This is a genomic window from Alkaliphilus metalliredigens QYMF, assembly GCF_000016985.1.
In the GTDB taxonomy this organism is placed as follows: domain Bacteria; phylum Bacillota; class Clostridia; order Peptostreptococcales; family Natronincolaceae; genus Alkaliphilus_A; species Alkaliphilus_A metalliredigens.
The window spans coordinates 114664-140115 of the sequence record NC_009633.1 but is presented as its reverse complement, the minus strand read 5'-3'; the positions used below and the strand labels follow the sequence as shown (position 1 = coordinate 140115).

The 25452-nt window shown below is 32.2% G+C and carries 26 protein-coding genes and 1 other annotated feature; of the genes, 11 read left to right on the top strand and 15 right to left on the bottom strand.

Going from position 1 to position 25452, the window contains the following annotated elements; all coding sequences use genetic code 11:
• Window positions 1–7 precede the first annotated feature (7 nt).
• Complete coding sequence (locus AMET_RS00675; protein WP_011971271.1) at window positions 8–835, top strand: hypothetical protein; 828 nt, start codon at window positions 8–10, stop codon at window positions 833–835.
• Window positions 836–1217: 382 nt separating this feature from the next.
• Complete coding sequence (locus tag AMET_RS00670; protein WP_011971270.1) at window positions 1218–1811, top strand: hypothetical protein; 594 nt, start codon at window positions 1218–1220, stop codon at window positions 1809–1811.
• A 217-nt stretch (window positions 1812–2028) separates the two neighbouring features.
• Here the strand turns inward: AMET_RS00670 and AMET_RS00665 are convergent, their stop codons facing one another.
• The 9 genes from AMET_RS00665 to metG form a co-directional block, all read right to left on the bottom strand.
• Window positions 2029–2466, bottom strand: a complete 438-nt coding sequence (locus tag AMET_RS00665; RefSeq protein WP_011971269.1) for a hypothetical protein — start codon at window positions 2464–2466, stop codon at window positions 2029–2031.
• Between the two features lie 70 nt (window positions 2467–2536).
• On the bottom strand, window positions 2537–4396 hold the full coding sequence (locus AMET_RS00660) for an IS1634 family transposase (protein ID WP_041720173.1): 1860 nt from the start codon (window positions 4394–4396) through the stop codon (window positions 2537–2539).
• A gap of 285 nt (window positions 4397–4681) precedes the next feature.
• Complete coding sequence (gene tnpC / locus AMET_RS00655; protein ID WP_011971267.1) at window positions 4682–6283, bottom strand: IS66 family transposase; 1602 nt, start codon at window positions 6281–6283, stop codon at window positions 4682–4684.
• Between the two features lie 78 nt (window positions 6284–6361).
• Window positions 6362–6652: an IS66 family insertion sequence element accessory protein TnpB gene (gene tnpB / locus AMET_RS00650; protein ID WP_083760770.1), complete on the bottom strand. Its 291-nt coding sequence runs from the start codon at window positions 6650–6652 to the stop codon at window positions 6362–6364.
• 101 nt (window positions 6653–6753) lie between these two features.
• Window positions 6754–7065 carry an IS66 family insertion sequence element accessory protein TnpA gene (gene tnpA / locus AMET_RS00645; RefSeq protein WP_011971265.1) on the bottom strand — a complete coding sequence of 104 codons (312 nt, stop codon included), beginning with the start codon at window positions 7063–7065 and terminating at the stop codon, window positions 6754–6756.
• Window positions 7066–7145: 80 nt separating this feature from the next.
• Entirely contained in the window at window positions 7146–7901 is a 756-nt protein-coding gene (locus AMET_RS00640) for an REP-associated tyrosine transposase (RefSeq protein WP_011971264.1), read from the bottom strand.
• 102 nt (window positions 7902–8003) lie between these two features.
• Complete coding sequence (locus AMET_RS00635; protein ID WP_011971263.1) at window positions 8004–8192, bottom strand: hypothetical protein; 189 nt, start codon at window positions 8190–8192, stop codon at window positions 8004–8006.
• Between the two features lie 454 nt (window positions 8193–8646).
• On the bottom strand, window positions 8647–9414 hold the full coding sequence (locus tag AMET_RS00630; RefSeq protein ID WP_011971262.1) for a TatD family hydrolase: 768 nt from the start codon (window positions 9412–9414) through the stop codon (window positions 8647–8649).
• Between the two features lie 14 nt (window positions 9415–9428).
• Complete coding sequence (gene metG / locus AMET_RS00625) at window positions 9429–11396, bottom strand: methionine--tRNA ligase (RefSeq protein ID WP_011971261.1); 1968 nt, start codon at window positions 11394–11396, stop codon at window positions 9429–9431.
• 98 nt (window positions 11397–11494) lie between these two features.
• Window positions 11495–11742: a binding site (T-box leader), on the bottom strand.
• Window positions 11743–12303: 561 nt separating this feature from the next.
• On the opposite strand from metG, the gene AMET_RS00620 reads away from it, so the two are divergent.
• The 3 genes from AMET_RS00620 to AMET_RS00610 all read left to right on the top strand — a co-directional run bounded on the left by AMET_RS00620 (window position 12304) and on the right by AMET_RS00610 (window position 14850).
• Complete coding sequence (locus AMET_RS00620; RefSeq protein ID WP_011971260.1) at window positions 12304–12882, top strand: hypothetical protein; 579 nt, start codon at window positions 12304–12306, stop codon at window positions 12880–12882.
• Between the two features lie 167 nt (window positions 12883–13049).
• A complete protein-coding gene (locus tag AMET_RS00615) occupies window positions 13050–13565 on the top strand; it encodes an RNA polymerase sigma factor (protein ID WP_011971259.1) in 516 nt (171 codons plus the stop codon).
• Window positions 13558–14850: a hypothetical protein gene (locus tag AMET_RS00610; protein WP_011971258.1), complete on the top strand. Its 1293-nt coding sequence runs from the start codon at window positions 13558–13560 to the stop codon at window positions 14848–14850. Before AMET_RS00615 ends, AMET_RS00610 begins: the two co-directional genes overlap by 8 nt.
• A gap of 231 nt (window positions 14851–15081) precedes the next feature.
• On the opposite strand, the gene AMET_RS25445 is transcribed toward AMET_RS00610, so the two are convergent.
• Together AMET_RS25445 and AMET_RS00605 are read right to left on the bottom strand one after the other, a co-directional pair.
• A complete protein-coding gene (locus AMET_RS25445) occupies window positions 15082–15237 on the bottom strand; it encodes a thiamine pyrophosphate-binding protein (protein WP_157047121.1) in 156 nt (51 codons plus the stop codon).
• A gap of 276 nt (window positions 15238–15513) precedes the next feature.
• Window positions 15514–15762, bottom strand: a complete 249-nt coding sequence (locus AMET_RS00605) for a hypothetical protein (RefSeq protein WP_011971257.1) — start codon at window positions 15760–15762, stop codon at window positions 15514–15516.
• Window positions 15763–16126: 364 nt separating this feature from the next.
• Between AMET_RS00605 and AMET_RS00600 the strand changes: the two genes are divergently transcribed.
• The 4 genes from AMET_RS00600 to AMET_RS00590 all read left to right on the top strand — a co-directional run bounded on the left by AMET_RS00600 (window position 16127) and on the right by AMET_RS00590 (window position 19685).
• The gene (locus AMET_RS00600; RefSeq protein ID WP_011971256.1) at window positions 16127–16594 is read left to right on the top strand and encodes a hypothetical protein; all 468 of its coding nucleotides are present in this window, start codon (window positions 16127–16129) and stop codon (window positions 16592–16594) included.
• A 541-nt stretch (window positions 16595–17135) separates the two neighbouring features.
• Entirely contained in the window at window positions 17136–17294 is a 159-nt protein-coding gene (locus AMET_RS27215; RefSeq protein ID WP_083760768.1) for an aspartyl-phosphate phosphatase Spo0E family protein, read from the top strand.
• Between the two features lie 377 nt (window positions 17295–17671).
• Window positions 17672–18400 carry a LytR/AlgR family response regulator transcription factor gene (locus AMET_RS00595; RefSeq protein ID WP_041721275.1) on the top strand — a complete coding sequence of 243 codons (729 nt, stop codon included), beginning with the start codon at window positions 17672–17674 and terminating at the stop codon, window positions 18398–18400.
• Between the two features lie 22 nt (window positions 18401–18422).
• A complete protein-coding gene (locus AMET_RS00590; protein ID WP_011971254.1) occupies window positions 18423–19685 on the top strand; it encodes a sensor histidine kinase in 1263 nt (420 codons plus the stop codon).
• Window positions 19686–19847: 162 nt separating this feature from the next.
• On the opposite strand, the gene AMET_RS00585 is transcribed toward AMET_RS00590, so the two are convergent.
• From AMET_RS00585 to AMET_RS24005, 3 genes are all read right to left on the bottom strand, one after another.
• Window positions 19848–20480, bottom strand: coding sequence for a putative bacteriocin export ABC transporter (locus AMET_RS00585; protein ID WP_011971253.1), 633 nt, complete (start codon window positions 20478–20480; stop codon window positions 19848–19850).
• On the bottom strand, window positions 20480–22792 hold the full coding sequence (locus tag AMET_RS00580; protein ID WP_011971252.1) for a bacteriocin-associated integral membrane family protein: 2313 nt from the start codon (window positions 22790–22792) through the stop codon (window positions 20480–20482). The genes AMET_RS00585 and AMET_RS00580 overlap by 1 nt, the downstream gene beginning before the upstream one ends.
• 95 nt (window positions 22793–22887) lie before the next feature.
• Window positions 22888–23259: a lactococcin 972 family bacteriocin gene (locus tag AMET_RS24005; protein ID WP_011971251.1), complete on the bottom strand. Its 372-nt coding sequence runs from the start codon at window positions 23257–23259 to the stop codon at window positions 22888–22890.
• Between the two features lie 349 nt (window positions 23260–23608).
• Here AMET_RS24005 and AMET_RS00570 point away from each other — a divergent pair, with 349 nt between their 5' ends.
• Window positions 23609–24175 (top strand): accessory gene regulator ArgB-like protein, encoded by a 567-nt coding sequence (locus AMET_RS00570; protein WP_011971250.1) that lies wholly within the window; start codon window positions 23609–23611, stop codon window positions 24173–24175.
• On the top strand, window positions 24175–24315 hold the full coding sequence (locus tag AMET_RS25440) for an AgrD family cyclic lactone autoinducer peptide (protein WP_157047120.1): 141 nt from the start codon (window positions 24175–24177) through the stop codon (window positions 24313–24315). The genes AMET_RS00570 and AMET_RS25440 overlap by 1 nt, the downstream gene beginning before the upstream one ends.
• Window positions 24316–24451: 136 nt before the next feature.
• Here AMET_RS25440 and AMET_RS00565 read toward each other — a convergent pair whose 3' ends face one another.
• Complete coding sequence (locus AMET_RS00565; RefSeq protein WP_011971249.1) at window positions 24452–25411, bottom strand: P1 family peptidase; 960 nt, start codon at window positions 25409–25411, stop codon at window positions 24452–24454.
• Between the last annotated feature and the right edge of the window lie 41 nt (window positions 25412–25452).

The following is a 25452-nucleotide window of genomic DNA, read 5'->3' as shown; positions in this document are numbered from 1 at the left end:
TTAGTAAATGAAAAGAATAATGAGCTTAATAATCATACTTGGGATATTATTGAGTATTTCAACTGTAGGAGCGGCAAGCACATCACAATATCCAATAAAAGAGCTAAAGCAGAATAATATTGATGAGTATAATTTACTTTATCAACATTATAAAGAGGCAAATAATCAAGCGCTTAAATATATTTTAGAGAATAAAACTATGGAAGGGCTAAGTGATTTTAGGACTTCAGAATATGAGATGTATATACGGGAACATACAAATAATAAGTCAGATTTTAGCGTCAAATCAGCAGATAGTATTGAGTTAATAAATATTATAGACGGCTTAATTATTGATGATACATATTCAACTATCTATATTTATTCTGATAGCAGTTTTATCATTGAGAGTATGAAGTTCACTGATACATTTAATGATAAGATTCTTGAGGCAACTCTACTTGATATTTCAATGAATTCAGCAGATCGTTCCAAAACATATGTTATTGAGAATTTTAGTATACCGACTAGAAGTCCTATAAGAACAGAGACAAGTTATACTATAAACCTAGGGTTGACAGGGTTTCAATTGAATACTTTTGTTGATGTGAAAGATTCTAATACAGTTGATTTAGCTTACCATAATACAAATGGTACGTACAATTTAGATCCTTATGTAAGCATAGAAGCATCTTCTAGAGAATTAGACGAAAACAACTTAAGCAATATGTGTTTTACTGAAGGCATGTATACTACAAAAGATCTTCTGTGGGAGAAAGATCATTTTATACAAAAGGCTGTTGTATTAGAATACGACAAGCTTTTGGTAACTTCTTATTTTTATTTCGATCGTTAGTATAAAAATAGTTAAAGACCACACTGATATCAGTGTGGTCTAATCTTCCCCAATAAAATAGACACAAAAATGGAGCGGCTTCTCCTATTTTCTTTGAACTCCTTTAGTTTTTACTGAGGCAACTGTGCTGGAGCCCTTGTTTTAAATCTTATCCAATCGATTCAAGAATATATCAAGTTTTTATTGTCCGTTTTCTTGACAGAAGACCACTTTACCAAGAAAAATCTTAGGCTACCTAACTCCTGATGAATCATTTGAAGATCAATTAAGAGAAGTTCTATATAACTAAATATCCAAATTATTACAGTTTGTAAATCAGTTCAATTTGCTATTGTAATTTTTGTATTAAAAATTATGTAAATAAAATATATCAATAGAGGAGATGATTACAATCTTAGATATAGAAATCATTAAACAAAATAAGTTCACTATATTATCAATTGTTATCTTTGTAAGTGCTTTATCTAAGAATATAAAACTTCTTATTGAAAGCCCTAATGAATACATGATATGGATTACTATATTAATACTTTTTTTATTAATTAGCAAAATTTGTTTGCCGTTTATTAACAACAAAAAACTTTTCTATAAGAGTATATTAATAGTCTCTTTAAGTATCATTTATTTAATCATAGGGGCAATGTTTATTAGATATAATGCTGAGCATATAGATTATGAAATGAATAAAGAACAAAAAGCTGGGACAAAGGTAAGATATACGTTTTATATGACAGGCAGAATGAATTCACCAATTTCAGTAATAAAAGTGATCCCAATTGGTGCTAAAGGTTTGGAAAAACACGAGATAAACAGTAGATATACTAGAGACATCCGAGATAGTAGTATTGCAACAACTATGACATTTGTTATTAGCGAAGAAAATATAAAATTGCCAACGAGGACGATTGTTATATACAGAGCTCTAGGAGTAATTCCAATGATAAATATAAGAACGAATGAATTAGCGGGGATGTAAGACGAGGGGAAAGACGAGGGGACGGGGTTATCGCTTCATAGCCTCCAGATAATATTTGCAGATACCCCCGTAACTCTCGAAAGCTGCCTTGTAGATACACCCTCAATGCTCAATATTTCCTTTAATATTCTCTCCATCATTTCTCTAGGCTCGTTTCCAATCATGGCTGCTTTTATTTTATATGTATTATCAATAACTTCTCTTAAATCATCATCCTTTAACTTTTTTGGTTCTCATCAATTTCTAAGCACTTATCCTCATTTAATGTATCTGAATACTTTACAAGTTCACCAAGAGCGATTGAAGGATCTTTATGAAAGAATTCCAATACATATTCTCTGTCTGTTAGCCCTTTTCCTTCCAGATATTCTTTATAACTGCTCCATTTGTAATTCTTAATGTCTTTTGTTACACCTGCTTTTATTGGATTTTGATGACTATATCTCAATACAGTTAAAAAATATGTATTATCTTCTACAGGTTCACTTTTAAATCTATCCTGAAACAAATTACCTATTCGGTCATATTTCCAGTTGTACCAATAGACATAACTTCCTGCAATACGCCGCATTATTTGTTCGTAAGCGTAAAAGCCAACACACATGGTTAAGTCCAGTAAAGTTTGATACCATAAAACCTGACTTCGGAACATCATTCATAATAAAAAGTGCTGAAGCCATCTGTTTACAGAGGTTTCAGTACTTTTTATTTTTGTTTTGCACTCACTACATCTTTTTAATTATATTGGAGATTTCATTACTCAGTAGAACATTCTTTTCAATTTTAAATATGTCTTGGTTTATTTTGCTCTTAAATAATTTGTCTGAGATCATATATAATTTGTCTACTTTGTAATCAATCTCATCTATAACAAACCCTTCTAGACCATTGATTATTTCATGGGTAGATATTTCAACGTTTTTCTCTTCTAATTTATACTCTAATACTCTCTGGATGACTAAGGCCAAATAACAAATTAAAAAATGTGACCGGATTCTTCGTTCTTTAAAGTGATACACAGGTCTTGCTTTTAAATTTGTTTTTAATATTCTGAAGGACTCTTCAATTTTATACAGGGATTTATAAGCCACCATTATATCTGCTGGATTCATCTCTACTTTATTGGTAACGATGTAAAAATATCCGAAATTCTCTTGTTCTTGTTTAATTTTTTCTTCATCGATCTCAATGTTTATTTTCTCTTTAGGATTATCAACAGCTTTGTAATACTTGCTTTTAGATTTAGTTGTTGAATTAATTGTAAAATCTTTTATATTTTTTTTCGCTCTTTCAAGCATTTTATCTTGTTTAAACATCTCCCGTTCTTTGTAGACATCTGAATATTTTTTTATGATTAATTCATCATAGGTTTCATCATTGTGACTCACTTTTCTTTTACTGGTGATATAGCCGCTTTTATATTTAGCCTCGGCTTTAGAAGTGATGTTCCAAGATGAATTGAATTTCTTCTCTTTTAGATCTTTAGGCACTGCACTGCCCTTAGAACCTACAATGTAGTTAAGCCCTTTGCCACGGATCATTTCTAAGTTAGCCCTTGAATTTAAGCCTCTGTCAGCAACGATAATAATTTCTTTTATGGTGTAATTATTTAATATATCGTCAATGACCTCTTCCATGGTATGTAATTCATGTTTGTTGCCTTTGAAAAGCCTATAGGAAATAGGGATGCCATTTGTGTCTATTAATAAACCCATAACCACTTGTGTTTCATTTCTTTTATTATCCTTACTCATGCCTCTTTCTCTAAAACCGTCTTCATCAAAAGACTCAAAGTAATAGGTTGTGCAGTCATAAAAGGCTAAAGATATATTTCTTTCTGGAACAATCTTTTCCATATGTTTATTGAGATGTTTGAAAAGTTTGTTTTCATTCATTTCAAAATTACTATCATAAGACGTTATTAGTTCTTCTAATTCGTGAGAGGTATTGTTTATGTTAGTTTCTAATATTTTTTTAGCCTCTGAATCAACGGTATCTAAGAGAATCTCCATATCGTTTATGACTTGAATGCCATCTTGTAACGCTTTAGATTTATGTTTATTAAATCCAGAAAAAACATCCAAAGAGGAATAAATATTATCGTTATTTACAAAATTAAAATCATACAGGAAATCATCCTTTCTAGTAGCTACTTCAAGCTTACTAGAAGGATTGAATAATCTACCAAGTACTTGATAGAACATCATATCGCTAAAAGAATAATCAAGTTTAGAGTCTTTGACCATCTTAGAAAAGAAACTTTGTAATTCCAATTGGTTAAAGATTTCTAAGTATGGTAGATAGCCAATATTTTTATGCTTAAGAGAAAGCTTATCTTTTGACATGGATACAATAAAATCTTCAAAGTTTTCAAATCCTCGAGAAGCTTCATCTAGTCTAATCATTTCTTTTAGCTCAGCTTCAGCTTGCACAAGAGCTTTCTTACCTGATTTAGAATCCAAATCATGAGTACCAAAACCTTTAATCTGAATTTTTTTTGATTTCTTAGTTTCAGGATCTCTAATCCCCTTAGCAATTGATATGAAATACTTACCATTTGGTCTTTTAGATTTACTAATATACATGCACAATCCCTCCATAAAATCCCTCTAACTACATTATACATCATATTATTCACCACGACAAGTCGTGGGCGTAAATAAACAAAAAAATAATGAGAAATGTTCAAATTTAAACATTTACTCATCATTTGTTCTGAATTTATGTTCTGAAGTCAGGAATAGACATAACTTCCTGCAATACGCCGCATTATTTGTTCGTAAGCGTAAAAGCCAACACACATGGTTAAGTCCAGTAAAGTTTGATACCATAAAAATACCGCTTACCCAGTTAAGGTAAACGGCTTATCTTTAATCATTCTTTTCTGTTTTATGTCTGACCTCATTAGGTAAGGATTCTGCCCATGGCAACATAGCGTCCAAGGCCTCTGGATCTTCAATATCCAGGTTTGGAAGCTGTTCAAACAAATATGTTAAATACTGAAAAGGAATCAGTTTGTTGGCTTTTGCCGTTTCAATAATAGAATAGCAGAGGGCACTAGCCGTTGCACCTTTCGGTGACTTAGCAAAAAGGTAGTTTTTTCTTCCTAGGACGAAGGGTTTAATTCCTCGTTCGGCTAAATTATTATCGATGGCAATGCGTCCATCTTTCATAAAAGCAGCTAGCTTATCCCACTGTTTTAGAGAATAGCTTATGGCTTGGCCTAGCTTGCTTTTAGGAAGCGTTCTTTTTTCCTCGACTTCAAGCCAGGTTTTATAAGCATCTAAAACTGGTTGAGTTTGCTCGATTCTCGCTTCATAACGCACCTCTGGCTCCATCTCTTTAAAGGATTTCTCAAGCCTGTAAATCTTTCTTAAAAGCGAGAGCCCTTCGTTGGCTTTGGTTAAGCTTACATCCGACCCTTCGGGAAGCGCTTTAATGGCGTCGGTGTATTTCCGCCGAGCATGAGCAAGGCACCCAACCTGAACCACATTTTCAACACCGTTATATCCAGCGTAGCCATCGGTCTGAAGGAAACCTGTGAATCCTTCTAAAAATTGCTTTGGATGTTTCTTAGCTCTCGAAGGCTGGTATTCATAAAGATATATTGGATATTCACTGGTTTCAGCCGTTGCATAAAGCCACATATAGCTTTGACTTTTATCCTTTTCATCAAGCACTTTTAGGGGGCTTTCATCAGCATGTATTACTGGTGATTGTTTTAAATGCGTATGCATTCTATCATACAAGGGACTCAACCATTTTTCAGCACCTTGAATAATCCAACTGGCCATATTTTGACGAGATAGATCAATTCCATAGTTTACAAAAGAAGCTTCCTGTCTATAAAGGGGAAGGGCCTGGTTGTACTTGTTTTCCATGATAAATGCAAGCACTGATGGCGATACCATGCTGCCAGGAAGGACAGGTTTGGGCATAGGTGCAGTAATGATGGTACCACCATTATCACTATCAATGGCATCACACCCCCTACAAGCATAGACCTGTTTGATGTGGTGGACCACTTTTACCTGTGCTGGGATGATTTTCAGTTCTTTTCGAACTTCAGTTTTCATCTCGTGCAAAGTATGATCACACTTAGGACACTGGCGTTCTTCATCCGAAAGAGTATAATGAACTTCTTCAATAGGAAGATCCTCATACTTCTTTTTACTTTTAGATTTACCAGTTCGTCGCTTTGTTAATACCTCTTCAGCTTCAGGTTCTTCATCGAGTTTAACCGAGAATTTTTCGGCTTCATTAAAAATCGACATCTGATCAGGGTCCGTTTTTTCACTGGACGATCCATATTTTTGCGCCTGACTTAAGCGGAACTGCTCTTCGTAGAATTTCACTTTTGCTTCAAGTTCTTCTATTTTTTGTTCTTTTTGGGCAAGTTCATTCTCAAAGAAAGCTAATCTATCTTCAGTTGTACTTGTTATGCTATGAGTTGAATTTTCAATAGTTTTCATAATAGTATTATATCATTTTTCGTGAGATTTTACCACTAAAGAAAGCCCTAAAACACAGTAAAATCAATGTTTTAAGGCTCATATAATTTGTCGTTCTTCTATGGTTTTATGTGCATGGCGTTCTCTGATACTCAGCCCATCAAGTAGCCATCTAAAAGCTCGTTCATCGACTTCCACATGAGTGTTATCTGTCACTTCTGGCCACTGGAAAACATCTTTTTCAAGTCGCTTATAGTGAAGCCAGAAACCGGTTGTATCCCATTCAAGAACTTTAATCTTATCTCGTTTTTTGTTACAAAATACAAACAGACTCCGAGAAAATGGGTCCAGCTTAAATTTCTCTTGAACGATGAGTGACAAGCCATCAATGGCTTTTCGATTATGGGAAGCTTCCCATAATTAAATACTTCTCATAATTACGAAGATCCGTAGAGCCTACAGCCAGATATACCTGGTAAGATGAATGGGACTTAAACATAATCTGTAAGTACCCTTATCACTGAGGTGAGAAGTATAGGGTCTACATCATCATCGATTTCCACGGTGGCTTTACCTATACGAATACGCATTTTTGATACCTTCTGTAGCGTCACTGGTTTAATGGCTACAAATCCAGTACTTTCTTTAGCTTGCTCAGGCTTAATCTGTAAGCGGTTCTTCCAGTATCTGAAGCTATGGATTTTTACACCTTGTTCTTCACACCACTGAATTTGTGTCTGTCCGCTAGAAAGTTGCGAGTTTATATGTAACTGCCATTTTTCTTTATTCTCACTAGACTTCATTGTCATCACCTCATTTCACAATTTATGAGATGATTATATCAAAACTTTTTGTGAGAGAAAATGTGTACTAGGCTTTACGCTTACTGTGAAACCCCTAAAAGCCTCGCCAATTGACGCTGCTTTACACCCTCTATACATTTAGCCTCTCTAATTATCTTATCTCTTTGATCTTTTGGCAAACTCTTTATTTGCCCTATATTAATTCCTGATAGTATCTTCTCAATTTCTAACCTTGCTTCTTCATCTCTAAGACTTGTAATGATAACATCATCCAGACAATTATCTTTATTTTCTTGTTCATTAAATTTCCTAAATTCTTTTATTGCACTCTCTCTATCATTTGAAAATAGTCCTAGTATTCTCTCACTATCTAATAGTCCTTGGAGATATTCTTTCTTTCCATAGTATCCTGAACAACTACTCCACTTCCAATCTACAGGCTTACTTACAAGTCCAGCTTTTACTGGATTTTGATGTATATACCGGATTACTGTTATCAGATATTCATCATTTTCCACATTCTCACTTCTAAACCTGTCTTGAAACAAATGCCCTGTTGTATCATATTTCTGATGGTAATACCCTACAAAGCTTACACCTATTCTCTTCATAGTTGTCGCAAGTTCCTCTTTACCTTCTTGAATGAGTAAATGCATGTGATTATTCATCAAGCACCAACCATATATCTTAATTTCTGTCTTCACTTTATATCTGTCTAATATTTCAAGAAATCTTAGACAGTCCTGCTCATCATGAAATATCTCCTGTCTATTTGCTCCTCTAATCATCACATGATATATACCGCTTTTGCTTTTCTCTCTGGCAGTTCGTGGCATATTGATTGCTCCTTTACCTTTTTTCCTAATTATACTACTTTATCATTGCTTAATCAAAAGAACCGTCCCTATTATTTCTTTCCACCTATTATTTCCGGTCGGTTAACTTTTAACTTTTGTTTTTGTTTTATATGCAAAAAATATAATAATTAAATATACAACTAAAAGGAATATACCTATCTCACTTTCGGTTTTGTATTTTTCAAGTGGGTTGTTGAATTTTAATAAAGAAAGTGTTATATGTATTAACGCTCCAATAAAGATTAAAATTTGCATTTTTTTAATACTCATTAAATCCCCTCTCCTTACTTTGATTTACACAGAATTACTTTAGTGCTCATAAATTCCTTGCTGAGAATTTATGAAATAAATTGCTATGTGTATATATTAACATTACTAGGAAAATATGGCGATACTTGGGGCGGTTCTTTTGATTGGGTAATTGATATCAACGTCTGCGAAACCCCTAATATCCTCGCCAATTGACGCTGCTTTACACCCTCTATACATTTAGCCTCTCTAATTATCTTATCCCTTTGATCTTGATCTTTTGGCAATCTCTTTATTTGTGCTATATTAATCCCTGATAGCCCTATGACTTTTCTATACCCTTTTAACTACCAGCTTCACACGTTTTCAACTGCGTACGCCATGAGACTCATGAGACTTTAGTGTAAAAAGGTGCTGATAAATTTCATCAGCACCTTTTTTATACAGTTCCTCAGTAGGTTTTTCATTGTAATAACTATTTAATACCAAAAAGCCTCTTAGCATTTTTCGTTGTCTGTCTTGCTACTTCTTCAAATGATATACCCTTTGCCTCGGCAATTTTATCGGCTACATGCTTGACATAGGCTGGTTCATTTCTTTTTCCTCGATAGGGTACTGGTGTTAGATAGGGACTGTCGGTTTCCACTAAAAGCCATTCCAATGGGATTCCTTGGGCCACTTCATAAGTTTTCTTGGCATTATTAAATGTAACCGGCCCTGCCAGTGAAATATAAATTCCCAGCTTAATGTATTCCTGGGCTAACTCAATGCTTCCTGAGTAGCAATGCATAACGCAACCAAATTCCCCTGCGTTGTGCTCCTTTAGAATCTCAAAAACTTCACCATGGGCATCGCGGTCGTGGATAATCATAGGCAACTGTAGTTCCTTTGCCAGTTCCACCTGTTTTTTAAACCATTTTCGTTGCACATCCCGTGGTGAATGATCATAATGAAAGTCTAATCCAATCTCACCAATGGCCTTAACATTTTTATTATTGGTAAGAGAACGAAGTATTTCAATTGTGTCCTCGTCCATATCCTTTACGTCATGGGGATGAACCCCTACAGCTGCATAGACGCAATCATACTTCTCTGCCAGATTCACAGCCTTTACTGATGTGCTGAGATCTGCCCCTGGATTTAAAATATAGCTGACTCCATTGGTCTTTGCATTTTCAATCATCTGATGCCGGTCTTGATCAAATCGTCCCCCATCTATATGGGCATGACTATCAAATAACATATAAAATCCCCCAATTAGCTTATGGTTGTTCCTGCTTCAATTTCACCGTCTATTGTTCCTAAGACTAATTTTTCTCCTGTTACAGCGGCTAAAATCATTCCATGGGATTCGATTCCCCTTAGCTTAACAGGCTTTAGATTTGCTACTAAAATGACTTGCTTTCCTATTAATGCTTCTGCTGTATAATGTTCTGCGATGCCTGATACAACCTGTCGCTTCTCATTACCAACCTGAAGCTGTAATACCAATAGTCGATCAGCCTTTGGGTGCTTTTCTACCGCTAGTATCTTAGCAACCTTTAAGTCCACTTTATCAAAGTCATCAATCGTAATTTGCTCCTTTGTTTCAAGCACGACTTCTTCCTCCTTCTTATCCTCTTGGCCACTGTTCATTGACTTTGCATATTGGGCATTAATTTCCTCTAATTCCGCTACTTCCTTCTCTACATCTAGTCTTGGGAATAGGGACTCTCCCTTTCTTACCTTGACGCCTGAAGGAATTTGATTAAATAGTGATGCATCTTCCCATGTTGTTCCTTGGTTTGCATCGATTCCCAGCTGTTCCCAAATTTTATTTGTTGTTGCTTCCATAAATGGTTGGATAAGAACAGAAACAATACGAAGTGTATCAGCTAAATGATAAAGTACAGTATTGAGTCGCTCTTTATTCTCTTCATCCTTGGCCAAAATCCAAGGTGTGGTTTCATCAATGTATTTATTTGTTCGTCGGACAACCTTCCAAATTTCCTCTAGGGCTTCATGAAACTGAAGTTGATCGATGGCCTTCTCTACCTTAGCTGCAGCACCTGTTGCCACTGTCCTTAGATCTTCATCGAACTCTCCTGCCACCTTTGGCTCTGGGATGATACCACTATTATATTTTTCAATCATGGCCACAGTACGACTGACAAGGTTCCCCAGGTCATTGGCTAGGTCGGCGTTTAATCGAGTTACAAATGTTCTATTGGTGTAGTTACCATCCTGTCCAAATGTAAACTCCCGAAGCAAGAAATACTTCAATGCATCGATGCCATATCGCTCAATCAATGGCTCTGGATACACAATATTTCCCTTGGATTTAGACATCTTATCGGATCCAAATAAAATCCAACCATGTCCATAAACCATTTTCGGTAATGGCACCTCTAAAGCCATTAATATGGCAGGCCAAATGATGGTATGAAATCGCACAATTTCTTTAGCTACTAAATGCACATTGGCAGGCCAGTATTTCTTATATTGTTCTTCATTTTCTGAAGTGTATCCAAGGGCCGTAATATAGTTACATACAGCATCAAACCATACATAGATCACATGCTTTGGATCAAAGGGTACTGGAATTCCCCAATCAAATGTGGTTCTAGAAACACAAAGATCCTCTAGCCCTGGTCGTAAAAAGTTATTTAACATTTCATTTTTCCGAGACTCTGGATAGCAAATCTCTGGATATTTTTCAAAATGCTCAATAAGTCGATCTTGATACTTAGATAATTTGAAAAAATAAGCTTCTTCCTTGGCTAAATGAGCAGGTCTTCCACAGTCGGGACAGCCCTTGTCTTCTTTTAACTGTGTCTCTGTCCAAAAGGATTCACAAGGGGTACAATACCATCCTTCGTATTCACTTTTGTAGATATCGCCCTTTTCATATAGGGTTTGAAATATCTTTTGAACTGCTCTTTCATGCTCCTCATCGGTGGTACGGATGAAAATATCATAGGATATATCCATGCTCTTCCATACTTTTTTAATTTCCTCTACAATTTCATCTACATATGCCTTGGGATTCATGCCATTCTTTTGTGCTGCCTCTTGAATTTTTTCCCCATGTTCATCAGTTCCTGTTAAAAATTGTACATCATACCCCCTGGTTCGCTTAAACCTGGCTAACACATCGGCTGCTACCGTAGTATATGTATGTCCGATATGTAGCTTTGCACTGGGATAGTAAATCGGTGTTGTTAAATAATAGGTTCCTTTACTCATTGTTGTTTAGCCTCCTCATATTCTATACTTTCACTTTAAAATGGTAAATAATCATACTAATATATAATAAAAAACAAAAAAACCCCATCCCTATATGATATAGGGGCGAGGTTATATTCACGGTACCACCCTAGTTCTACATTGCCTTGCGACAATATACTCTGTAAGTGCCATTGCACTTTTGCATTGCTATCGGATGCAAACCCGTCATGACCTAAAGAAAATTCTTTCTCTCAGCCACAAAGCTCAGGGGCCATCTTCAGTAAGCTTCGTCAGACCGGCTTTCACCTTACCCGGCTCTCTTCAACTAACGCCACCAACCTACTCTTCCCTTCATTGCTAATTATTATTCTTCTTATATTATACCATAATATAATATATTATTCATCTAGTGTCAATTAAAATGTGTTTTCACACTCTCATTTTCAAAATTTACTAGTAGAGCCTGTTCAAAAAGTCCATAAATTCAGGAAAAAATAAAGTGCACCTGAGCAAAAGGTCCCAGTTTCGGTAGTACTGGGTGCTTTGTGTCTATAGAAGCCCTTAATATGGTTATATAGTCTTCTTTTGTGGCTATATACTCTTATTCGGAAGGATATAAAAAAATTTTATAGAAAATATTTGTAAATGCTTAGAGAACAAGCATTTAGGGGGTGATAAACATGAGAATAAGATTACCAACTATATAGATTGCAATTAAGAATTAACATTTTAAAATGATTACTGTAAATATAATTAGCTATTATCTCAGTAATCAATGTAATTTTTTTATTGCAAATTATATAATTAATTTTAATTATATAACCTTAGCTATGAAAACAAATGTTAAAGACAAGGAGAGTTCTCCAGATTATAGTGTCCACTAAACAAGTATGGTCAAGATTTTAATTATGAGGAGGCGAATATTTTGAAAAAATTATTAATGTTAAGTTTAAGCTTTGTATTAATTTCAAGCTCTATGGTTGTTTATGCATCTCAAGGTAACGAAAAAAGTGATAGTCTAGTAGACTCTACAGCTATAATAATAAAAGGGGAAGAAAATATAAAAGCTTATGAGGAAGCAGGGATTATTAGGTCAGTGCCGAGAGTAAGAAGTAAATCTTTTGAGATAGAAGGAAATCAAACTTCAAATAGTGATTTCTCTATTGTAAGTACTAGTATACCTACTAGCACTTGGGATTTAAAAGTTAGATCACGAGACTTTACTTATTCTTTTATGTCACATATATATTCAAATTATAGGTATTTACCTGCAAGAGATTCTCTATCATCTACAGGATTTGGCATTTACCATATGTTTGAGCCTAACTCTAGGCAAAGAATGACAATCTTTTGCTATGATGTAGATGGAGATTACATATCTGGTCGAACACTTACCATGGATGATGTAACTCTTTATGGTCTTGCTGTTAGAAATAAAGCACACTATTTTAAGTATGAGAGTCCAGGAGGAACTAGAATAAGTGGTTCTGGTTTAGTATATTAATAAAAATAAATCTATGAAAAATATCACCAATTGAAAGGTTGGTGATATTTTCTTATCTACCTAATATAAATCTGTTTATTTATTTGAAATAAAAAATATGAAAAATAAAGAAAAAGTGTAAGTTTTTTTAATTAAAATGTGTCTAATAATTGAAAGGAGGTTTATGAATGAGTGGAGAAATACTAAATGAACAAGATTTCAACCGTTTGATAAATGAATACGGCACAGAAATCCTAAGACTAAGTTATTTATATTTAAAAGATTATCAACTGGCTGAAGATGCATGTCAAGACACTTTTTTGCAAGTTTATAAGAAATTTCACAATTTCAAGGGTGATTCATCAGAAAAGACTTGGATTACAAGAATATGTATCAATATATGCAAGAATTATTTACGGAGTTCGTGGATAAAAAGCATTGTATTAAATGATAAAAAGCTAAATGATAAGGCGGTTTCAGATAAAGAGTTATTTAATAAACTGGAAAACAATGATTTATTTAAATTAATAATGGATTTAAAACCAAAATATAAAGAAATCATATTAATGTATTATTATCAACAGTTCACTGTCAAAGAAATAGCAAAGATTTTAGGTATTTCTGAATCCAATGCATTTACTAGGTTGTCAAGGGCAAGAAAGGATTTAAAAGATAGAAAGATAGGAGGAATGATTTGTGAATAATCTTGAAAATTTAAAGGATTATGTAAATGAAAATATAGAGAATATAAAAATTACAGAAGATATTAGGAGTAATATAATAAAGAGAAGTGGAAAAAATACATCTAATAAATTGATGTATACAGCTATGATAGTTACACCTATACTTTTAATATCATGTTTGTTTTTTAATGATCAAATAAGCTATGCTACACAAAGAGGATTAAGATACTTACCGGGCGTAAGTAAATTGTTTTATACAGATATTGAACACCAGGCATATGGCCTTTCTGGTTCAATAGAAATGCCTATTGGTGAGAAATATATAAAAGTTAATTCAAGTTATAGTGAAGGAAATACTGTAACAATAATAATAGAAGGGAATATACCTTTTGATCAGTTGATTGTAATGGATGAATATAAAAAAGCAGCAGAATCAATGTCATGGGATATAATAGGAGATGCCGACTTTGAGCAATGGAGTGGTAGAATGACTTGTACATTTACCGATAGTATTAAGAGATTTTATTTAGTTTATGATAAATATGAAATACCTATAATTATGACTGAATTACCAGAAGTATTTTCTAAAGATCGTAACTATGTTTCTGTAGAAGGTATTGGTATAGATATCGCTGTATTAACTAACTATGTTGAAGATAAGTTAGAAGTAAACTTATTAGCACAAACTAATAACCCTGCTAAAACGATCTCTTTTCCACTAAGTGATATCTATCTATTAAATGATAAAGGGGAAAAGTATTATGCTACAAATAGTAATTTAGAAAATATACTTTATTTTGATAGAAAATTGGAGCCAGGTATAAGATTAGTTATTCCTTATATTTCAATTACAGATGAATCGCTGCAATCTAAAGTAACTATAAGTAAAGATGATGAAGCTCCAATTAATATAACAGTTGGTGACAATGTTTTGGTAATCAATAGTCTTGAATGGATTCAATATGTTGAACGCTTTAACTTTAGAACACCACAAAATGATTATCATCTAGTAGAAGAAGTAGCACAAAAAGTAAAACTAAATTTTAATAAAAGTTTAGTTGGGACAAATGAATTAAAGCTACACAATATCTTAGCTGATGTAGATGAAAATCAATTAAATAAATATATAGTAGAAGGTGTCAATGTTATATATAGCGACCCTAGTGAGGAAAACAACTCAGAAATGGCTAATGATAAGGAATTGATTCTTTCTAATATAAAAGAAGATCAACAGGAGATTGATATAACTTTCACAAGACCGGTCTTTTATACAAGCAAGGAAGTGATAATCCCTTTACAACCTTAATAGAAGCTTTAAAATTACTAGATTGTACAGGTTTCAATCCTTTGATTTATTTGAATAGTCCTCTACATCCTTTGCCAATCTGCCACCTATGAATGTATCCTGTAATTACTAGCATAGGAACCTTTGAGCCCATGGCATCAGCAATATCACTTATCATATTGTTTGTGCCTACTCTACCTGCTGCTATACATACTCACAACTTCTTAGATATGCTGGCATATTTAGCGGCGACTATGCAGTGCCAGCTTCATTTTTAGTTATTATAGGTTTGATATCTACATTATTTACTGCATCATATATTGCGCTAACCGTCCCTGCAGACATACCAAATATAAAATCTACACCATTTATTTTTAAATATTGCATAATGTATTCTGTTATTTTCATATCAAACACGTCCCCTTTTTTAAGGTAGTTGTTAAATTATAGTCTTGGAAAAATAACTCTCCGCAAGCAGGTTACCCTACATTGTAAATCCGTTTATCTCTCAATTTAAAATCCCAAATCGTCGATCGTTTTGTCTTGTTGAAGTGATATTGACGCTTTTGAACAGGCTCTAGTAGGTAATCAGTTAAAAAAATTTTTATTTATTATGGACATAAAATGAAAAGCCACTCCTATAATCAGAGTTGCTTTCCATTTTAAAATCATTGACTGATTTTCTTATTCACTCATGAACTCTATGGTTCCCCCTGCCTGTTGAATTGTATTGACTATACTAGAAATATTCAGTCCACCGGCTCCTAGGATTGGTAATCTTACGATGATACAGATGCCGCTAGGAGAGGTTATTTCTAACAGGTTTAATAGATTGATCACAGCCCCTGCCGGAATAAAAACCCTTAATACCGTTCCAGGTAATTGTGGACATACTTTAGAAGTTGTTGCATTTGTGTTAGATTGCTTTTCCATTTTCTTCCCTCCATTCTTTGCTTTTCACTACATTCTATTCACTGGAGGAAAAAAATGTGATAAATCCTCTAAAGAATACAGAGCTCACATTCCGTTTACTACTCAGTACAGGTTACTCCTTGCACTTTCTAATAGTTCGTCTACCGAACTTGCAAGAATTAGATTTGATACCACAGCGTATTTTTTCCTAAAATTATATGAATTTATAACATTTTGTTGAACATTTTGTTGAACTCATTGAATAAACTATTTATAGGAGTGTTATGCAAATTTAACCGACTATTTGATATTTAAAAAAATTAAATAAAATTTAATACACCATACTCTCTTAAGGTTATATGATGTACAGAAAGGAGGAGAGGCTATGGCAAAATATTATATTGGGAATCCTAATAGAGTCTCCTACAGGCCAATTGAACAGAGACCTGTACATTTTTCCAATCACGCTGTTGAATATAAGCAAAGGGACTCTTCATGTAGATGTAACAATGTACTCGGGATTAAGGTACCTATAGACTATCTCGTAAATATATTGGCTGTACTTGGTCTTTACTTTTTTAAAACACAAAATTTAAACATAGACACATTTTTGAGTTTATTAACTATAAATGATAATAATGTGGAGAATTTAATTAAACAATTTATGAATACATTAAATCCGTCATCCCAAGAAGGAAAAGTGGATTTAAACTCAATACAAAGCATTATTAATAAAGTTGTAAGTAGTATGAATCCATCCAATAAAAATATTGATCCTTCCAGTATCGAAAATATGATTAAACAAGTGATGGGAGTCGTAGATAATCTTGATTTAGAGTCAATTAAAAATTAATATATTGCCGATAAAAATTCATTGAGTTATGATATAAATACCCATCTTTGACAGTTGTCGAATAAAAAAAGCTTGAAATTAGTTGTAAAAACTAGGTTCAGGCTTTTTTTGTGCGTTCAAAAACTGCGTTCTTCTGAGATTCCCTACAGTGTGCTTGCTCAGATGATATTAGTGGCCATTCATCAAATTTTTTACAGTGTTCAAACCATTGTTTATCACGCTGGGGCTCAAACTCAGGGGGATTTTATGTACCCTATAGACAATAGCATTAGGATCGTTCTTAAACCCTTAGAAATACCTGAGAATATCTTTATACGAGGTAGTACTTATTTTTAAAAAGCCTAGAAAAAACTATCAAAAGCTTGTATCTACTTCAGCGGAATGTGAGTTATACATAATTAAAAACCTCTAAATATAAAGATTTTCCTATAAAATTCTTATTTTATACTAGAAATTACATTTTTCGACCCCTTATCTAATATATACTTTTTAAGTCTGGGTTTTACTTAATTAAATAGATAGATAAAGAGGTGATGTTTATATGTGCAATGCAAGTAACTCAAAAAATAAAATAGAAAATTTGAGGCAAGAACTCAACCTGCTTACATTAAGAGCAAAGGACCTTACTTCAATTCAAATAATTAATACTAGTCAGAAATTAGATGAAGCATTAAATAACTATCATAAAGTTAATAAGTAAATATAGACTAATCTCAAAATTAATTAAACATCCTGGTTTAGATTCATGAACTTCAATTAATTTTGTTCAATAAAAGTACCCACTTTTATACAGGTGACTTTTTCTTCAAACAAATAAATCCAGATATTTTATGCGGATTTATTTGTTTGAAGTTCACTTATTTTTTAAAAGCTTTTACCCATAAAATTCAACGGAAAACTAAATACACAGCAACAATTATCCATAAAAGTAAAACAATTTCTGCAGCATCTATTCTTTTAAACATTCTCAACTTCCTTTAATATTATGTTTTGATTAAAAAAGGGAAAAAAGTTTCTTTGTCGAAGGAGTAAAATATGAAATGCTTATTATCTAATGTGATATCGGGAGGTGGCAACTTGAATATTTTAGTTGTGGAAGATAATGAATATGAAATAAATAATATAGCAAGGGTACTTCAATCTATTTCTAAAGAATTTAGAATTTATAAAGCATTAACAGGAGAAGAGTGTTTTAAAGTAATAGAAAAAGCAGATATTGACTTATTTATTTTAGATATTGAATTACCTGATATATCAGGTGTTAAAATAGCAGAAAAAATTAGAAATATATCTAAATATGAGCTTACATATATTATTTTTATTACTACACATATATATTTACAGTTAGAGGCCTTTAAAACCATTCATTGTTATGATTTTCTTGAAAAGCCATATAAAAAAGAAGAATTAATTAAAATAATTATGAGACTATCAAGGGGCATTTCAAGTGAAAAACAGCAGAATAAGCTCGATAGACAGCAAGTGTCTTTTCAAATGAAAGATTTTATCATAAAAGTATATATTGATGAAATTCTATTTGTGGAGGCACAAAAAAGAAACTGTATTATACATACTAAGGAAAAGGTTTATACAATTAAAAGTATGGCAATAAAAAAAGTTATAGAAATTTTACCTAAAGAGTGTTTTATGCGAACACATAGATCCTATATAGTCAACCTTAAAAATATACATAAGATAGAAAAAAGCGAGAAAAATTCTTGGATTATATACTTCGAAGGCTATTTTTTACCAGTTTATGTAAGTAATAGTTGCAAAAAAGAATTTTTAGAACTATTTTGTGGGTAGTTATGTAACTAGGAGGGGTTAGATGCAGTGGTATGAAATATTTATACTTTCCATATTAGAAACTGTATCAATACTAATTGTGTGGAGTAAATTGAATAGAAAAGTTAATGTATTTAGTAAAAAAGGTGCTTTTATAGTAATTATTATATCAATTATAGCAGTACTGTTTTTCATCTATGAGACTGATATTGGATTTGCAATTAATTTTTTTATATTATGTACTACGATTATATTCTTATTTAATGTAGCAATAAAAGAAACAATTTTACAATTTTTTATTGTATTAAGTATTATGATAAGTATTCAATTGACATTTACGTATATTCTATATTGGGTTACAGAATCCATGGTGTTTTCATTCAATAATGGAGTTGTAGTTAATATAGGCATTATTGTAGTAAGTGCACTTATATATAAATTTATTATATTTGATGAAATATATAAATATCTTGTAAGATATAGAAATTATATAATAATAATAATGATTAACATTTCAGGAGCAGTTTTATTACTTATCTATATATGGCAAATCAATAAGGAATTTATAACAAGCTATATAGCATATCTATTATTAGCAGTTTTTATATGGGAAGCATTAAATCTATATTTTTTATATCAGTCTATTCGTATTAGAGAACAGCAAAAAGTGATTGATATTCATGAAAAGTATACACCTTTTTTAAAAAGTATGGTACAGGAAGTAAGACAAAAACAACATGACTTTAAGAATCACCTAAATGTACTTTATGGATTAATTCAAATTCAAGATTCTGGACAAGTCAATATGGAAATTAAGGAGTATATAGAAAAGTTAATTGAAAATATAAAATCTACAGATAAATTATTAAATATTAAAGATCAAGTATTAAGTGCGATCATATATAGCAAAAAAGTTTTAGCAGATGAAAAAAATATTTGTTTTGATGTTGAATTTATATCTCAAATACCTGTATATCCATTGGAAAAATATGAACTCGTTGAACTTTTTGGAAACTTATTAGATAATGCAATAGAAGCAGCTGAAACTAGAAAAGATGAATATCCCCCTAAAGTAGTTCTAATACTAGGTATAGAAGGAGACTTTAAAGTAGTAGAAATTAAAAATACTGGCGGAACACTTCAAAACGAAGAAATTGGTAAAATATTCCACAGAGGTTTTTCAACAAAAAAAGGAAAGCATAGAGGCTATGGATTATATAATGTAAAGAAGATAGTCAGTCGCCATAGCGGAACCATAGAGCTTTCCTTTGATGATGATTATACAATTTTTAAAATAAAATTTTAAGTACTTGAAATTTTATTTCAGTAGATTTTTAGGGCATTTAGCTTCTCCCCAAAGTAGTACTGACCCTGAGTGCAATTACATCTGAAGCCATATCAAACATTAATAATCATAATTGTACATATTTACAATATAATCTACTTTAATATAATTTTTTTCTAATAATTAAAGCTTTACTATTCTTTCACATATTTTAGATACATCCTTGTCGTGGGTAACTATAATTATAGTTTTTCCATCTTTATGGACTCTTTGTAGAAGATTCATTATAATTTCCTTATTCGTATCGTCTAAAGAACCCGTCGGTTCATCTGCTAAAATTATACTACACGGTTTTAAAAACACCATTGAAATTGATATTCTCTGTTGCTCTCCACCCGATAATTCATATACTTTGTTATTCAGCTTATCTCTCAAACCCATTTCCTCTAACATATTAGCTTTTATAGTTTCTTTATTTTCACTTTTCTTTCTATAGGCTAGAGCAATATCCAAATTTTCACTTACAGTCATATTATCTATAAGTGCAAAGTTTTGAAATATATAACCTATCTCATACCTTCTTAACTTTTCTGCGTCTTTGCTACTAGAGGTTAGTTTCTTTTTTCCTGCTATTACTAACTCACCAGAGTCACAATCGTCCAACATTCCTATTATGTTTAATAATGTGCTCTTACCAGAACCACTATCCCCTACTATAGCAATGGATTCTCCCTTCTCTATTTCTAAGTTGAAATCCTCTAAAATCTTATTCTTTCCAAAGCTTTTACTTATATTTTTCAAACTCACTAAGCTCATTATAATTCTCCTTTAAGAACAATTAATATGGATTTATTTTCTCTTTTATTTAAAAATAAATAGGTTATAATCAACTCCAATAAATAAAATAATATTCCTAATACTATTATTAAATAGTATATTTTAACTGATGAATCAATAAATCTTTCCAAAAATATAGGCCCTATTATAATAGATAGTATTATTGTTATTAAATTAATAATTGAAATCATAATAAAATGACTTTTATATCTCTTTAAAAAGCCTAGCCCATATAATTTAAATACACCAATTTTTTTCTTATTTCGATATAAATAATTAGAGCTTTCGTAAAAAATCAGACCTAACATGATTACAATACAGATAATAGATATACCAACTGAAAGTATAAGCATAGTTCTTGTATTATTAATCTCATCAACAGCATAATCATAAACCGTAGTTACCTCTGCTAGTGCATCTAATAATCCATTTTTCTCAAGTAAAGGCACGATTCCGTCTTCAGGATATTTATAATCTTCAAATCTAAATTTCATCGTTCCAGACATAATTGCAGCGTATTTTCTGGTTTCCTTTAAATTATCATTAGACACCACAACTAATATTGAGTCTGTAATAGTGTTGTCAACTTCATTATAATATTCCTTAAAGTCATGTCTATATAATTCCATTTCTCCAGTATCATAGGTAAACATTTTTTGATTATCTTTTGTATAAATAATTTTTTGATTTAAAAACGAATATTCTTTTTCAATATATTCTATAAACTCAGGAAGATCTCTACTCTCTTTTCTTGTGCCGGTTTCCAGTTCTAATCTCTCTTTATATCCAAGATCATAATTACCCAAATGAAAATAACGAAGTCCCTTCTTTAATAATTCTTCTTTCTCTTTAAATTGACTGGGCACAAGTACAGTAAGTGTGTCCTTATCATCATCTATTTGAGTTATCCTATTTCCATTTTCATCAAATATAATGTTTTCTTTCAAATAATTTTCATTTATTAACATTCCATATGCCAAATTAGATAGCATTTTTTCTTTTTCTATTATATCACTTCTAAATAATTGCTGATATTCAGCCATTATCCCTCCATTATCATTAATGTCATTCCATAAGTTACCTAATTTAACTGAATAAGGATAAAATTGTATATTATCACTTATATCTATGGTATAGGAAAAATTAACTCCTATGAATCCTAGATTTTTCGCTTTATCCCAATTATTTAAATTGTTATTTTTAATGTTATAGCTATTAAAAATAACAAGGTTTACAATCAACATTAATATGACAATAGTAGACATAATAATCTTCATATTTGCATTTAAAAATATAATATTTCTTCTTTTTCCTTTTAACATTAATTGTATATTGTTTCTTCCCTTAAAAAATACAGTCATTGTCGTTAATGTTATCATCAATATTAGATCTATTGCGCATAGTGCTAAAAAATATGTACTAAAATATTTTCCAAATCCTATAAAACCATTTTTAAAATAAAGCAAAATAGTGATCACTAAAATGGAAGAAATATTAGAAAAGATTATTACTTTAAAAATATCTTCTTTAAATATTTTAAATATTATTTTGAAATTTGAATGTCCGTATAGTTTTTTGATCCCAAAGTTTTTATTTCTTCCAATAATATCATAAATAAATGATATTATTCCTAAAATCAGTATGAATAATAATGTAATCCCAATGTAATACATAAAATATATATCATATTCATTTATATCTACATAGATTGGAATTGAAGAACCTTTTTCTACATAAAGACTTTCTTGCTCTTGATTTATGGTATTGATTATTTCCTCTAAGGTGTATTTATCATTATTTAAATGCACCTTGTAATTACTTTCAACAACTCTATTTTTCATATCCGCTAAAGGACGAATATATATTTCTTGAGAGTTATCATCAAATATAGAAAATTTGCCTACTTGATTTTCATCTGTTGTTTCTATATTGCTTAAAAATTCTCCTTCCTCTAAATTGGATGTAAGTTTTTTTCCATCTTCTATCCTTAGCGTACGATTAAACCAATCAAAATCATTTATAAATACATAGGCTGTTAAGCTCCTTCTATATTTCCCATCTCCAGGAAAAGCTATGGTTCTTTCCATATCCATATCATATCTTTCACCGTATTCTTCCAAAATACTCAATACATCTTCTTTTGAAATATCCTCTACTATCCTTAAGTTTATGGAAAAGTCATATCTACCTGTAAAAATTCTTGAATGTTCATATATTCCGTAGTATTTAGTAAATACAATTGTAAATAAAAGAAAAAATACAAATAACAAAGTTTTATATGTTCTTTTCATAGTGCCTCCCTTTAGTTGCAATAGAAGGATGTACAGTTTAGCACATCCTTCTACTACAATAACATTTAAGAATGTTTTCTATCTATCTTAAATTGTTAATATGTGTTCCACCATGCTCTATTGCCACCTAAAGGATTTTTAGCAGTTGTAGCCCTTGCTTCTGTTCCAGCAAGTTGTCTATCTTTCCTTTCCCTTAGTCCCTTAACTGTAGCTGAATGTTCTTTTGTCATATGTTGATAGTAAGAGTATACATTAACAGAGCCAACGCCATACTCCCAACGACCTCCGCCAACTTCTTGAACAGAAAATGGGGTAATTAGTTGACCACTAATTTTATCTAAATCAACACTTCCTCCTGCTAAAGGCGTATTTGATGAAGCAAAAACACCTTGACTTGTTAATAAAGATGATATAACCACTGCTCCTAAAACTGATTTTTTAAATATTCTACTCAAATTATTCTTCAAAATAATCTCCTCCTAAAATATTTAATAAGTTTATTTAGTAATATTTTCACAGATTATCGTAAGGTGAGTCTCTAGAATTATTATCCACAATTTTTCCTCCTTTCTCTGTTTTATTTATTTGTATGTCCTTCTATTAAAGCATCTTCAGCATAGCATATAATTACTATTAATTGGTTTATTTGTAACCAGATGGGAGTAAAGTGTAATGAAATGGTATATAAAACTTTTTCGTTACAGTTTACTCCCATTTCATTACAATTAGATTGTATAGATTTAGTTAATATGTTATTATTCCATTTAACTGGAATGTATTATATATTAAGCAAGTAAAGTTAGAGGTGAGTTATAAATGCACAGTCTTATTGATATTTTTGCTTATAAAATTTATAAAGAAAAGCTTTTATCTCATGCAGATATTCGCAAAATGAAATATGCTATGACTGTTATTTGGAATGAAATAGTTAAGTTTATCATATTGCTAATCATATTTTCAGTATTAGATAAAAGAAATTTATTTTTATTTTCTTTGTGTTTGTTGTTACCAATTAGAACTTTTTCAGGAGGACTGCACTTTAAAAGTAGCTTTATTTGTTTTGTAACAAGTCTCATGTTTTTCTTATTATCTGTAGTTATTTTACCTAATTTATTTACTATGAATATAAACTTAACTATAATCTTTATAACTGTCAGCATATTAATTATTTATATTTATTCTCCTATACCTTCTAGCTTTCGACCTATTTTAGATAAAAAAAGAAAACGTTTTTTAAAATACTTGTCCGTTTTCTTTACAATACTATCTACTTTTATTCTGTTTACATTTGCTTTAACATATAATAAAGCTTTTTTTGAATGTGGCATATGGACAATCTGTATGCAAGCATTTCAATTAATGCTAGGAAAGGAGTTGAAATAATGAAGAAAAATTCATCTTTATCTAAAATGATTCTATTTTCTGTTGCATCTATGTTTGTTATAGCTTCAGATGTAATTGCTCACTCAGGGTCAGTACTACTTTGGGGAGAATCTAAATGCCCTAAAAATTTATTGAAATAAGATTTCATTTTTTCAAGAATATCTAGGCGGGAATAGGGGGGGAATATTTAGGACAGTTCTTTTGATTAGGTAATTGATATCAGCGTCTGCCAAACCCCTAAACCCTCGCCAATTGACGCTGCTTTACACCTCTATCCTATCGTTCTTTTTTAATAATTTGGGGCATATCACGTTCATTACCTGCCTTAACTCCTTCTACAATAGCTTGTTCCATGGCCTCGATGGCTAACATCCCAATGATATTGACATCACTTTTGATTTGTCCCGTTGCCATGGCATAAATGGTATCGCCATCATATTGGGTATGTACGGGTCGAATGGTTTTTGCATAGGCATTGTGGGCCATGCTGGCTACTTTTTTAGCCTGGGCCTTTGTTAGGATTGCATTGGTGGCTACGATTCCAATGGTGGTATTCTGAGCAAAGGCGTTGCCTACCCCTCCAATGGCCTTTTTCATGATCTCCCAGGTATTTGCAAATCTCTTGCCATCCTCTGCTTTTGCCCCGGCTATGATCTCTTGGGTGCCAGGGTTAACAATGTCCCCAAAGGCATTAACCGCCACAATGGCCCCCACAATCAATTCACCTACCTGTATACTCCATGTCCCAATTCCTCCCCTCATGACCCGGTCATTTCCTAATATTTTCCCCACGGTGGCTCCGGTTCCTGCCCCAATAAGCCCTTGTCTATATTCATCTTGATTAGCTTCTTCAGCTGCCAGATAGCCCATTGCCTGGTCAGGTCGAGCACGGTAATCTCCAATGGCTAGGTCAAATAAAACTGAGCAAGGGACAATGGGAACCTTCGTTACCCCCACATCAAATCCCACTTGCCTTTCTTCTAGGTATTTCATCACCCCCGAGGCAGCATCTAATCCAAAGGCACTCCCACCCGCCAGTACAATGCTATGTACTTTTTCTATCATGTTGACAGGATCTAAAAGGGCGGTTTCTCGACTTCCCGGGGCACCACCCCTAATGTCAACCCCTGCCACAGCCCCCTCTTCATATATCACAACGGTGCATCCAGTTTGTCCCTGAAAATCACTGGCATGTCCCACCTTGATTCCTGGTACATCTACAATTCCTCTTTTCATTTGTCCTCACCCTTTCATCTTTATATGTTATATTCTTTTAC

Excerpts from the sequence above, each read along its gene's own strand:
- AMET_RS00675 (WP_011971271.1), top strand. The coding sequence starts at position 8 with ATGAAAAGAATAATGAGCTTAATAATCATACTTGGGATATTATTGAGT.
- AMET_RS00670 (WP_011971270.1), top strand. The coding sequence starts at position 1,218 with ATGATTACAATCTTAGATATAGAAATCATTAAACAAAATAAGTTCACT.
- AMET_RS00665 (WP_011971269.1), bottom strand. The coding sequence starts at position 2,466 with ATGATGTTCCGAAGTCAGGTTTTATGGTATCAAACTTTACTGGACTTA.
- AMET_RS00660 (WP_041720173.1), bottom strand. The coding sequence starts at position 4,396 with ATGTATATTAGTAAATCTAAAAGACCAAATGGTAAGTATTTCATATCA.
- tnpC (WP_011971267.1), bottom strand. The coding sequence starts at position 6,283 with ATGAAAACTATTGAAAATTCAACTCATAGCATAACAAGTACAACTGAA.
- tnpA (WP_011971265.1), bottom strand. The coding sequence starts at position 7,065 with ATGAAGTCTAGTGAGAATAAAGAAAAATGGCAGTTACATATAAACTCG.
- AMET_RS00640 (WP_011971264.1), bottom strand. The coding sequence starts at position 7,901 with ATGCCACGAACTGCCAGAGAGAAAAGCAAAAGCGGTATATATCATGTG.
- AMET_RS00635 (WP_011971263.1), bottom strand. The coding sequence starts at position 8,192 with ATGAGTATTAAAAAAATGCAAATTTTAATCTTTATTGGAGCGTTAATA.
- AMET_RS00630 (WP_011971262.1), bottom strand. The coding sequence starts at position 9,414 with ATGTTATTTGATAGTCATGCCCATATAGATGGGGGACGATTTGATCAA.
- metG (WP_011971261.1), bottom strand. The coding sequence starts at position 11,396 with ATGAGTAAAGGAACCTATTATTTAACAACACCGATTTACTATCCCAGT.
- AMET_RS00615 (WP_011971259.1), top strand. The coding sequence starts at position 13,050 with ATGAGTGGAGAAATACTAAATGAACAAGATTTCAACCGTTTGATAAAT.
- AMET_RS25445 (WP_157047121.1), bottom strand. The coding sequence starts at position 15,237 with ATGAAAATAACAGAATACATTATGCAATATTTAAAAATAAATGGTGTA.
- AMET_RS00605 (WP_011971257.1), bottom strand. The coding sequence starts at position 15,762 with ATGGAAAAGCAATCTAACACAAATGCAACAACTTCTAAAGTATGTCCA.
- AMET_RS00600 (WP_011971256.1), top strand. The coding sequence starts at position 16,127 with ATGGCAAAATATTATATTGGGAATCCTAATAGAGTCTCCTACAGGCCA.
- AMET_RS27215 (WP_083760768.1), top strand. The coding sequence starts at position 17,136 with ATGTGCAATGCAAGTAACTCAAAAAATAAAATAGAAAATTTGAGGCAA.
- AMET_RS00590 (WP_011971254.1), top strand. The coding sequence starts at position 18,423 with ATGCAGTGGTATGAAATATTTATACTTTCCATATTAGAAACTGTATCA.
- AMET_RS00585 (WP_011971253.1), bottom strand. The coding sequence starts at position 20,480 with ATGAGCTTAGTGAGTTTGAAAAATATAAGTAAAAGCTTTGGAAAGAAT.
- AMET_RS00580 (WP_011971252.1), bottom strand. The coding sequence starts at position 22,792 with ATGAAAAGAACATATAAAACTTTGTTATTTGTATTTTTTCTTTTATTT.
- AMET_RS00570 (WP_011971250.1), top strand. The coding sequence starts at position 23,609 with ATGCACAGTCTTATTGATATTTTTGCTTATAAAATTTATAAAGAAAAG.
- AMET_RS25440 (WP_157047120.1), top strand. The coding sequence starts at position 24,175 with ATGAAGAAAAATTCATCTTTATCTAAAATGATTCTATTTTCTGTTGCA.
- AMET_RS00565 (WP_011971249.1), bottom strand. The coding sequence starts at position 25,411 with ATGAAAAGAGGAATTGTAGATGTACCAGGAATCAAGGTGGGACATGCC.